The sequence below is a fragment of the Corallococcus aberystwythensis genome (assembly GCF_003612165.1).
Lineage (GTDB): Bacteria > Myxococcota > Myxococcia > Myxococcales > Myxococcaceae > Corallococcus > Corallococcus aberystwythensis.
Map to the genome: position 1 here is coordinate 1 of NZ_RAWK01000327.1, position 9,742 is coordinate 9,742.

Sequence of the window (9,742 nt, forward strand, 5' to 3'; positions counted from 1 at the left end):
GCTGGGATGAATGAGACACGTGGAGCATCCTGAGGGGAGCCCCTGACATCGCCGCCGAATCACGGTTGGGTTTTGTGACAGCGCTTCCGCAACCCGCCGGAGCCTTCACGCGCCAGGGGGCAGCAAGGCACTGTTCCGCCTCCGATGTCCGCGGAGGAATGACATGCGCGGTAGCAGTGCCGAAAGGCTTTCATCCGTTGAGCACGACTCCGGCGGAGTGACGGTCCGGGAAGCGGGCGGAGCGTTCTGGCAGGACGGCGGCGCGCGTGATTGGGATTGCTGGATCCCGGACGGCCACTTCAATCTCAGTCAGCGGTTCCTCAAGTGCGCCCAGCACATCCAGATGGAGGGGTTCCATCAGGTGCCTGTCACGTTGAGCGACCGGCAAGGGCAGCCCGTGGGTGTCGCGGCCACCTATCGCAACACCATCGACGGGGCGGACCTGGGCAATGAACGGATCCAGCAGGCCGTCCACCTGGTGCGGGGCGCGGCGCCTCGCTTCCTGAAGTACGGCGTCATCGAAGTGGGGAACCCGGCGGGAGTGGGGTTCCCCGTGCGCTCCTCGCTGAGCAGCGCCGACGCCATCACGACAATGGCGCGCTGGGCGCAAGCGGAGGCGGAACGCCAGCGCGCATCGCTGGTCGTCATCCGGGACATCGAATCCGAGGCCGCGCCCGGCGCCGTGGAGGTGCTCCGCCGCCTGGGCTTCGTGCCCTCGCCGCTTCCCGCAGCGTTCATCGTCCCGCTGCCGTTCACCTCGTTCAATGAATACAAGGCCCACATGCGTGCCCGCTACCGGGGGCGACTTGCGGGCTGCATGAAGGAGACGGCTTCGCTTCGCGTGGAGGTCGTGGAGCAGTTTGCGGAGCTCGCGCCCCAGCTGACGGCGCTGTGGCGGACCCTCTACGACCGCGCCACCCAGTACCGGCGGCTGGTCCTCACCGAGGGCTTCTTCGCCTCGGCCAGCGACATGCCCGAGGCGAAGGTCATGCTGCTCCGCCGCCCTGATGACAGCATCGCCGGGTTCGGGCTGCTGTTCCTCGACGGCCCCATGCTCCGCTTCTCCTGCACCGGCTTTTCGCGCGAGGCCGCACTGGAGGAGGGCGTCTACTTCAGGCTGCTGTACGAGGTCGTCCGCTACGCCATCGAGCACGGCTGCAAAGCCGTCAACATGGGCATGACCACGGCCGGACCGAAGATGAGCGTCGGTGCGCAGCCCGTCCACGTGCAGGCGTGGATCTGGCACCGTTCCTCACTGCAGCGTCAGGGCCTGGGCTGGCTCACCCAGAACCTGATGAAGCCGGCGCCTCCCGTGGAGCGGAACGTCTTCAAGGAGGACGTCCCGCTGTTCCAGGATCCGGCGCTGGCGGAGCAGCCTGTCACACGCCGGCTCTGAGCCGTTCTCCGGTGTCCAGCCGGATGGCCTCCTGCACGTGGGGCCAGTCCGCCAGGTGCCGCGCCAGCGTCCGGAAGTGCTCGCGCCGGACGCTCACCCGCACCACCTGCTTCATCCGGCCGTCCTCCATCCGCGGCAGCACCGTGCTGTGGAAGGCCGGCAACAGCAGCCACTTGTTGAGCTGCGAGCTCCGCAGCAGCGTGACAAAGGCCGCGCCGTCGAAGCTCACGCGCGCGAGCTCCTGACTGGTCCAGTTGGAGGAGTAGACGCGGTCCCGCCCGAGCAGCCAGTGGTGATACACGCTGCCCTGGCTCGTGTTGCGGCGCCAGTAGTCTGCCCAGTGCAGGTCGTCCCGCAGCTGCGTGCGGCCATAGGCAGACACCACGGCGCGGTTGCGCACGGCCAGCTCGGTGACGCTCGAGCTCCACAGGTCCTCGCGCCGGAGTATCGCGGACGCATTCCCCAGGCAGTTGGCCACCGACCCTGACGGTGCGCCCAGCAGCTCTCGCACGTCGATGGGAAAGTACAGCCCTACGTCGGGAGACGCTCCCGGGGCGCGGGTGCACTCGCCGAAGAACTTCAGCAGCGTCGCGTTGACCACGTCGTTCGTGGACACCTTCGTGCCGGCGGCCAACGCCCGGGCCTTGATGCCGTCGACGCCGTCCTCGTCCAGGAAGAGGCAGACGGGCACGGCATCCGTCACGGCCTGCTTCAGGTAGCGCGCGATGCCGAGCGCCGCCTTCGCGCGTGAGATGTGGACGATGCCGTGCCGTCCCTCCCGTGTGGGCGGGCCACCTGCCGCTTCTCCTGGCTCCCCCAGGTGCCGCCAGATGTCGCGCCGGTCGAACACAGGGGGCTCGCCGGGTGCACGGCCCGGGTCGCTGTAGGCGTCTGAGACCGCGCGCAGGAAGTCGTAGATGCCGTGCAGGTCCGTCAGCGCGTGGTTCCAGCTCAGGCCCACCACGGAGGCGTCGCGGAAGTGCGTGAGCTTCAGATGCAACAGGGGACGGTGCCCGTCGTGGACCGGCGGCTTCCCGGGGGCCAGCCTGGAGACGAAGTCCCCCGCGTAGAGGACCCGCCGGTCTCCCGTGGGGAAGGGCGCGTCGACGTCGTCGATGTCCAGGCCAACGGGGCTCATGCCCTCACGCACCCCGTGGCGGGGCGGGTGGTGGCAGATGACGAGCACCGCGTCGTCCTGCTGCCTCAAGGTGCCGTGGAAGAACGGGTAGCGGATCAGCGTCGCGCGGAGGGCCTGGGTGAAGCGCTCGGTGTCGATCCGACCGCTGAAGACCGCAGCGAAGCTCACGAACATGTCCTTCAGCGCGACGTCCACGGCGCTCAGCGCCCACGTCCGCTTCAGCGGTTCGGAAGGGGTGAGGACGCGCTGCCGTGCCATGTTCGGGCCTCCGGAGAGAGGGACTGCGTCAGGGTTTTTCGCGCGTGCGGGACCGCTCGCGCATCAGCTCGAGCAGGGCCAGCGCCTCGCCGCCCTGGCCCGACAGCGCTTCCATCATTCCCGCCTGGTCTTCCGCCGAGCGGTTCTGGCCCAGCTTGAACTTGCCCTGGAGCTCCTCGATGGGCAGCTCGAAGCCGACGATCTGCTCCAGCATCCGCGCGTGCTGCTCAGCGGACAGGCGGGTGTCGTGGCCGGGGGCATTCAGGGCGGGCTCGTACTCCGCGAGCGTCGCGTCGATCAGTTCGGACAGCTCCGCGGGCGTGTCGATGATCCGGGGCCGTCCGAGCGCGTGCACCACCGCGTAGTTCCAGGTCGGCACCGAGGGCCGTACCTTGTACCAGGTGGGGGAGATGTAGGCGTGGGGACCATGGAAGACGCAGGTCACCGGCCGCTCGCCGTCGAAGTCCTTCCAGTGCGGATTGGCGCGCGCCAGGTGTCCCCTCAGCGTGCCCTTGTCGCCCCGGCCGGGCACCAGCAGCAGCGGCACGTGCGAGACGTGGGTGCTGGAGCCGTGCGAGATGACCGTGCTGAAGCTGTGCTGCTTCATGAACGCGTGCAGCGCGGGGAGGTCGGATTCCTGGAAGGTGCGGGGCGTGTAGAGCATGCGGTCCTCGACGAGGGCGGTCAGATGCTCAGGGCGGAGAAGACCCTGGGGCCGACCGCGTTGTAGATGCGTCGGAGCAGCGACCAGGACAGCCTTGCACGCCAGGGGAGGTGAGAGAAGCAGAGCAGCTCGTACTCGGTCAGCGGGGTGGCTCCGCGCTTCTGCTTGAACTGCCCGGACCCCGAGCTGAGATTGAGCGGCAGGCCCCGCGCTTCCGCCAGCTGCATCAGGTGGCTCATCCCGGCGCGGTACAGGCCGTGCTTGCGCGACAGCACCGGGTCGTGGCCCACCACGGAACCAATCAGCTCGTCGCCCGCGACGAAGCAGGTGACGAAGTAGGCGAGGCGGCCCTCCACCTCGATGCCGTAGACCTCCAGCAGCCCCTGCCGGAACACCTCCTCGAACCAGGCCTCCGTGAAGAAGGCGTTATGGTCGGAGTACTTGTCGATGTAGAGCGCCCGGTACAGCTCGCGCAGACGGTCGATGACGCCCGGCTCGCCGGCCGTGAGCCTGCGCAGGTTCGCGCGGTGCTGGTTCAGCAGGTTGCGGTCCTGCCGGAACTCGCGGGGCGGCTTCCTTCCCTCCTCGTGCCGCCACACGTACATCTGACGGTTGAAGATGGCGTGCAGCTCCGCGCCCGGGCACTCCCGGGCCACCGCCGCCGCTGTCTCCGCGGTGGCCCGCTTGAAGACGAAGGCGTGCTTCGGGAAGCGCTCGCGCAGTGCCCCCGTCAGCCTTTCAAGCTGCTCCGGGGTGAAGCGAAGCTCCGGCCCCGTGGCCAGCATCCAGTGATTGACGTAGACGACCCGGTCCAGGTGCTGGGGACGGATGACGGCCCGCACGGCCCGGATGAACGCGAGGAGCGCCCGCCGCGTCCCAGGCTCCTTCACGGAGGCCGCGAACTCCTCCGCGTAGGTGATGTAATTGATGAACGGCGACGTCAGGTAGCAGTCGCTGTCCGCGCCGTCGTTCACGATGAGCGGCGTCACCTGCCCATCCACCTCCGCCAGCAGGATCCGGTGGCGGGTGTTCCCGATGAAGGGCTCCGTGCCGCGCTCGACGTAGTGACCGACGAGCTTCGACGCCAGCCGCGCGCTGTCGCTGCCTTCCGCACCCACGGGCGGGGCCCGCTCAATGAGCCTGACCGGAGCCATGGCGCACGTCGAACGAGTACACCGGGGTCGTTCCCACGGTGAGCGTCACATCCCGCACCGCTTCGCCACGGAACGTGTAGCGCAGGCGTGCCTCCGGCCCCATGCCGAGCAGGTCCACCGTGTCCTCCGACACCGGCACGGCCTTCAGCATCGGCTGCTCGTTCACGAAGATGCACAGCTCGTTGTCCACCATGCGCATGCCGCCGCGGGCTTCGGACGGCAGCGGCGACAGGCCGGTGCCCGGCAGGCTGAAGCCCTGTGGGAGGGTGAAGTCGAAGGCGAAGCGCTCGATGACGCGCGGATCCAACTCCACTTCTGTGACTTCGCTCCCCATGGCCTGGAGCGATGGCGGGACCTGCTGGGGCGGGAAGAGGTGGAGCAACGCATCGTCCGCCGTCACGTCCAGCACCAGGTGGATGCGGGCCACGTCGCTCTTGTTGACCCCGTGGTGCGGCAGCGAGAAGTCGCCGTACCAGAACTCTCCCGCGCCCCAGACACACCGCTGCCCGCCCACGTAGAACTCCACGTCCGGATGCGTGACGACGGGGATGTGGAGCCGGACGATGCGCTTGGAGAGAAACGCGTCCTGGTGCTCGCGGATGACGCCGCCGGGCTCCAGCCGCAGCAGGCGCGCCAGGCGCAGCTTCAACCCCAGGCCGGAGAGCAGGTCGCGCAGATAGGGGGCCTGCTCCAGCACCGGTGACGCCCCCGACGTGGCGGAGTGCAGGCAGATGGAGGTCCACCCCTGGTGGCCCTCGCCGGGGTAGCCGGCGGGCAGGGCTTCCACCTGGCGGCGGACGGCGTGGTAGGCCGCCTCCAGCGCCACCGGGTCGAAGGTCTTCGTCAGCTTCACGGCATGCATGGGACGGCGCTCCTCAAGAACGTCGTTGATAGAAGTGGATCCGCCAGAGCTGGGTGCGCTCCTGGGCGATGGCGTCGCTGTAGCGCTCGGAGACGACGTCGTAGCCCTGCACCTCCGGTGAGGCGACGCGCAGGTGCCCCCGGGTGACGACCAGGGCCTCCGGCGTGAGGCCGGGCTTCATCGCGTTCAGGAAGTCGCGCTCGCGGTCCGGCGGGAGGAACGAGGGCACGTCGGAGAGCGACACGAAGTCCACGTCCCGCTGCTCCTGGACGTGCTGGATGATGTCGCCCCGGACGTACTGGATGTCGGCGTTGCGCGCGGCCCGCTGCGCCGCCAGGAAGACGTCGGCGTCGCACTCGATGGGGTAGCCCTCCGGGTAGCGGAGCTCTCCGAAGAAGACCAGCTGGAGGAAGAAGCTGGAGCGCACCGGCAGCGTGCGGAAGAGCCGGTCGAAGAGGTCCCAGTAGATGCGGAACGCGCTTTCGGGGCGGTTCTTCTTCGGGAAGTCCCCCCGGTAGAGCAGCGAGTTGAGCACCGCCGAGTTCCCCATCAACAGGAGCACCAGCTTCCACGCCGCCTTGGGGAACCCCGCGTCCAGATACGTGCGCTGGCCCGCCACGTCCGGCTGGTCGAACATCCTCTGCCCACGCTTGCCGGTGAACAGCCCAACGAAGCGCGACAGCGTGCGCAGCATCCCTTCGAAGCGGCCCAGGTAGACGATGCGCTCGCCGTCCTGGACCGCCTGGCGCACGGGCTCCAGGGCTGTCCGCGCGGGCCCGGAGAGGGGCAGGGAGGACAAGAGCTCCAGCCGGCGCTGGATGGACATGGCCTCGTAGCCCAGCAGCCCCAGGTACTCCGTGTGGTTCAACTGCCGGAGCGCGGCGACGCGCAGCTCCGTGAGCGCGAGCTGGGTGTCGGAGATGTCCACGCACGTCACCTTGCGGGGCGCGCGGGCCAGCAGCGGCACCACGCGCCCTCCACTGCCGGCGACGGCCACCACGTGACGGGCGTCCGCCGGAAGGGCGTGCAGCTCGACGCGGGAGTCCTCGTCGCCGAGCGAATAGTTCAGGTGACGGAAGTAGGCCTGTGCCATGGCGGAGGGCTCACAGCGCCTTGAGGAAGGCGGCCCGCTCGCTGCGCCCGTCGGCGAGCTGGGCGTAGGCGTCCGCCACGTCGTCCATCATCCGCCAGGTCAGCCGCAGGCTGGTCTCCATCACCTGCGCCACGTCCTCCCAGTCCTCGGGCGTCTTGCACTTCTTGGCGATCATCTCGTCGACCGCCTGCGAGTGCTCCGCGTCGATGTCCGAGTGCGCGACGAAGAAGGTCATCTGCGCGGGCGTGAGCCCCAGCGTCTTCTGCACCTTGCCCAGCAGCGGCCGGATGTAGTCGTAGCAGCTCTCCGCCCAGAAGCTGTACCCCAGGCGCTGCAACGGATTGCCCTGGTACGAAATCCAATACAGGTACGCGATGAGGGTCTCTGTTGCCGGCAGGGCGCGCGGGATGGGGAACCCCGGCTGAAGGCCCATGCTGGCCACGTCGTGCAGGGCCATCTGCTCGTGGCCCACTTCCTCCTCCGCGTGGTTGAAACAGAACTTCTGGTAGTGCCGGTCGTCGTCACAGCGCACGCCCACCAGCGCCTGGTTGCGGGCGTTGTGACGGGTGTAGTGATACGTCTCGATGAGATACAGCGCGTAGAGCGCCTTGGTGACCTCTCCCTGCTGGACGGTGCGGACGAAGCGGGATTGGGCCAGCAGTTCGTCCCAGACCTGCGAACGGCGCTGCTTCAGGGCCTCCAGGCCGGAGGATGCCTGTGTCGTGTCAGTCATGTCTGTTCCACCTCAACCAAGCGGGAGAAGGCATCCGGTGAGTCATTCAGCCGGAGGCGGGTGAGTCGTTCGGACATCCGGGTGCTCGCGGCGATGAGCTGCGGCCAGGTGCCCGCCATCAGCGTGTAGGGCTGGGGGCCCCGCATGGGCACGCGGTGCGGCTCCTCCGAGGCGGCGGCCAACCCGTAGCGTTCGAACACGGTGCGCGCGGCCCGGCGGCACAGGCCGACGATGCCGACGTAGCCCTCCGTCATCGCCCAGGTGCAGGCCGCCACCAGCAGGCGCGGCGTGACAGAGGGGCTGCGTGCATCCGGATCCACCACCAGGCGGCTGAACTCCGCGTAGCCCTGGAACCGCGACGCCTCGGCCTCCAGGGAGGGGGCGAGCGCCTGGAATTCGAAGGGGCCGGGCGTGATGCGCAGGCTGCCGATGAGCTGCCCCTCGCGGCTCGCGTGGAAGTGCGCGCTGCGCTCGTCCAGCTCCAGCCGCCAGTCGAGCTGGAGCTGCTCGGGGCTCAGCAGGTAGCTCAGCCGCGCCCGGTACTGGGCGTCGCGAAACTGCCGCACGCGCTCGACTTCCGCGGGGGTCGTCGCGTGGAAGAAGGGGCCCGCCATCATCACTGGCGTCTGGCCCGCGCCGAGCCGGGCCATCCGCGTCTCCAGGACGCCCATCGCCGTCAGACGGGAGGCGAGCTCCTCGTCGCGGGATGCGCCACCACCTGTATCAGCCACGGACTTGCCCCTCTGACTTTCGCGATGCCGCCGCTGGCGGCGGGCGCCGACGCAAAGGCATACGTGTTCAAGGAATGCGGCGAGATGTGTCTCGCCTGCAACAGAACAGTCGCCTGGATCGGCATGTCGCGTAAAGCGCGCCAGGGGTAGACATCCCGCCGTGGCTCAAGCCTCCTCCGCGAGTAGAGCGCTTGCTCATTCAAGGCAAGACATCCCGCGTCCGTGAGGCCCGAGGGCTACGGCCGGCGGGCCAGCTCCGCGTGCGCGGCGTCCAGGATCGGCTTGCGTTCCTGATACACCTGCCCCGCGGCCTTCGCGTCCAGGGAGGAGATGACGCGGGCCACTCCGTCGTACCGGGTATGGCTTCCCGGCGCCGTCCCCGTGTGGCCGTGACGCTTCGTCACAAGGAAAGGGCCTGCGGGCGCCATGAATGACAGGGGCAGGCGCGGACTCTGCGCACGCTGGGCCGGCGGCTGCGGCGTCAGGCCGAGGTGCGCGCGGAGAAGAAGACGGCGGGCATGGCGCGAGAAATCCTCCCGCAAGACGTCATTCGGCACGCAAGGTCCCGAAACGACACGTCGGGCTGGGAGTGAGTCCCCGGCCCGACGTGGGGACTGGCTCAGCCCTGGACGGAGACGGGCAGTGCCTCGGGCTGCGAAGCATCGTTGCAGACCAGCGACTCCCCCTGGGGCTGCTGGGCCTCGTCCTGAATCACCGAAGCTGTCTCACTGGAGGGCGCGGCGTTGAGGCCCTGGCAGAGGCCATAGCTCCCACAGGTGATGACGGTGTTGGTGATGTTCAGACAGATGGCATCGCAGTTGATGTCGGGGTGGCATTGCTCTTCGCAAGGCGGCGGCCGCGCGAAAGCGGTGGTAGGGACGAGTGAGAGGACAGCAGTGGCCGCCAGCAGGGACTTCACAAGCTTGCTCATGACTCCTCCATTTGTGTGCGAGGGATAGTACGATAAGTGAAGCATGGTGAAGCCACAAACGAAGAGGGACCACTGCCCCCAGTCCGATCCCAGACACCTGCGCGAGTAGAGCGCTCACCTCCCCAATGCAAGACACCGCACGTCCAGGGCTACGGCTGACGGGCCTGCTGGGGTGACGGAAGGCCCAGGGCGGCCGCCAGTTCGGTGAGCTTTGCCTGCACCTTGCGCATGTTCTCCGGGCCCATGCGCAGCAGGTGTTTCTCCGCCGCTCCCAGCGCTTCGAGGTCCGGGTCCGCGTACACGAAGAGTGCTCCCCTGGGCGTGAGCTCCGCGGGCGCCTTCGGGACGGGGACCCGGGTGAGACGCCCGATGGCCTGGGACAGGGTTTCATCCAGGCTGCGGCCCGGCGGGGCCAACTCCCCATGCGCGGCGTCCAGGAGCGGCTTGAGCTCCTGATACACCTGCCCCGCGGTCTTCGCGTCCAGGGAGGAGATGACGCGGGCCACCCCGTCGTAGCGGGTATGGCTTTCCCGCGCCGTCACCGTGCGGCCTTGTCGCTTCGTCACACGGAAGGCCCCGGCGGGCGCCATGAAGGACAGGGGCATGCGCGGGCTCTGGCCTTCGGCGATCAGGTTCGCGGAGGCGGCGAAGCGGCGGACCAGGTCCTCGGCGGACAGCCAGCGCGCGAAGTCCGCGTCGCTGGAGAGGCCCTTCAAAAAATCCCTCACGCGAGGGTCGGTGCCGGAGAGCTGCACCGCCGGGGGCGGCGGCGGGGCCGGGGG

General features: G+C 68.7%; 11 protein-coding genes. 1 reads left to right on the forward strand and 10 read right to left on the reverse strand.

Annotated elements, in window-relative coordinates:
- Positions 1-217: 217 nt before the first annotated feature.
- On the forward strand, positions 218-1,396 hold the full coding sequence (locus D7W81_RS36105) for a GNAT family N-acetyltransferase (protein ID WP_158621763.1): 1,179 nt from the start codon (positions 218-220) through the stop codon (positions 1,394-1,396).
- Here the strand turns inward: D7W81_RS36105 and D7W81_RS36110 are convergent.
- The 10 genes from D7W81_RS36110 to D7W81_RS36150 all read right to left on the reverse strand — a co-directional run.
- Positions 1,380-2,792: an acyltransferase gene (locus tag D7W81_RS36110; protein ID WP_120559926.1), complete on the reverse strand. Its 1,413-nt coding sequence runs from the start codon at positions 2,790-2,792 to the stop codon at positions 1,380-1,382. The two genes, D7W81_RS36105 and D7W81_RS36110, sit on opposite strands and share 17 nt — an antisense overlap.
- Before the next feature lie 28 nt (positions 2,793-2,820).
- Positions 2,821-3,456, reverse strand: coding sequence for an FMN-binding negative transcriptional regulator (locus D7W81_RS36115; RefSeq protein ID WP_120559927.1), 636 nt, complete (start codon positions 3,454-3,456; stop codon positions 2,821-2,823).
- Positions 3,457-3,476: 20 nt separating this feature from the next.
- Positions 3,477-4,610 (reverse strand): GNAT family N-acetyltransferase, encoded by a 1,134-nt coding sequence (locus D7W81_RS36120; protein WP_120559928.1) that lies wholly within the window; start codon positions 4,608-4,610, stop codon positions 3,477-3,479.
- Positions 4,588-5,472 (reverse strand): aspartyl/asparaginyl beta-hydroxylase domain-containing protein, encoded by an 885-nt coding sequence (locus D7W81_RS36125; RefSeq protein WP_120559929.1) that lies wholly within the window; start codon positions 5,470-5,472, stop codon positions 4,588-4,590. The genes D7W81_RS36120 and D7W81_RS36125 overlap by 23 nt, the downstream gene beginning before the upstream one ends.
- Before the next feature lie 13 nt (positions 5,473-5,485).
- Entirely contained in the window at positions 5,486-6,565 is a 1,080-nt protein-coding gene (locus D7W81_RS36130) for a DUF3419 family protein (RefSeq protein WP_120559930.1), read from the reverse strand.
- 10 nt (positions 6,566-6,575) lie between these two features.
- Positions 6,576-7,298: an iron-containing redox enzyme family protein gene (locus tag D7W81_RS36135; RefSeq protein WP_120559931.1), complete on the reverse strand. Its 723-nt coding sequence runs from the start codon at positions 7,296-7,298 to the stop codon at positions 6,576-6,578.
- Entirely contained in the window at positions 7,295-8,029 is a 735-nt protein-coding gene (locus tag D7W81_RS36140) for a GNAT family N-acetyltransferase (RefSeq protein ID WP_147445750.1), read from the reverse strand. The genes D7W81_RS36135 and D7W81_RS36140 overlap by 4 nt, the downstream gene beginning before the upstream one ends.
- Before the next feature lie 236 nt (positions 8,030-8,265).
- Positions 8,266-8,514, reverse strand: a complete 249-nt coding sequence (locus D7W81_RS36145) for a DUF3014 domain-containing protein (RefSeq protein WP_438503395.1) — start codon at positions 8,512-8,514, stop codon at positions 8,266-8,268.
- A gap of 134 nt (positions 8,515-8,648) precedes the next feature.
- Positions 8,649-8,960 carry a hypothetical protein gene (locus tag D7W81_RS42125; protein WP_147445751.1) on the reverse strand — a complete coding sequence of 104 codons (312 nt, stop codon included), beginning with the start codon at positions 8,958-8,960 and terminating at the stop codon, positions 8,649-8,651.
- A gap of 149 nt (positions 8,961-9,109) precedes the next feature.
- Positions 9,110-9,742 (reverse strand): DUF3014 domain-containing protein (locus D7W81_RS36150; RefSeq protein ID WP_120559933.1); only part of this gene is annotated, 633 nt, incomplete at its 5' end.

Bases quoted from the DNA above. Each gene is read 5' to 3' on its own strand.
- D7W81_RS42125 (WP_147445751.1), bottom strand. From the start codon at position 8,960: ATGAGCAAGCTTGTGAAGTCCCTGCTGGCGGCCACTGCTGTCCTCTCA.
- D7W81_RS36120 (WP_120559928.1), bottom strand. From the start codon at position 4,610: ATGGCTCCGGTCAGGCTCATTGAGCGGGCCCCGCCCGTGGGTGCGGAA.
- D7W81_RS36130 (WP_120559930.1), bottom strand. From the start codon at position 6,565: ATGGCACAGGCCTACTTCCGTCACCTGAACTATTCGCTCGGCGACGAG.
- D7W81_RS36115 (WP_120559927.1), bottom strand. From the start codon at position 3,456: ATGCTCTACACGCCCCGCACCTTCCAGGAATCCGACCTCCCCGCGCTG.
- D7W81_RS36110 (WP_120559926.1), bottom strand. From the start codon at position 2,792: ATGGCACGGCAGCGCGTCCTCACCCCTTCCGAACCGCTGAAGCGGACG.
- D7W81_RS36125 (WP_120559929.1), bottom strand. From the start codon at position 5,472: ATGCATGCCGTGAAGCTGACGAAGACCTTCGACCCGGTGGCGCTGGAG.
- D7W81_RS36135 (WP_120559931.1), bottom strand. From the start codon at position 7,298: ATGACTGACACGACACAGGCATCCTCCGGCCTGGAGGCCCTGAAGCAG.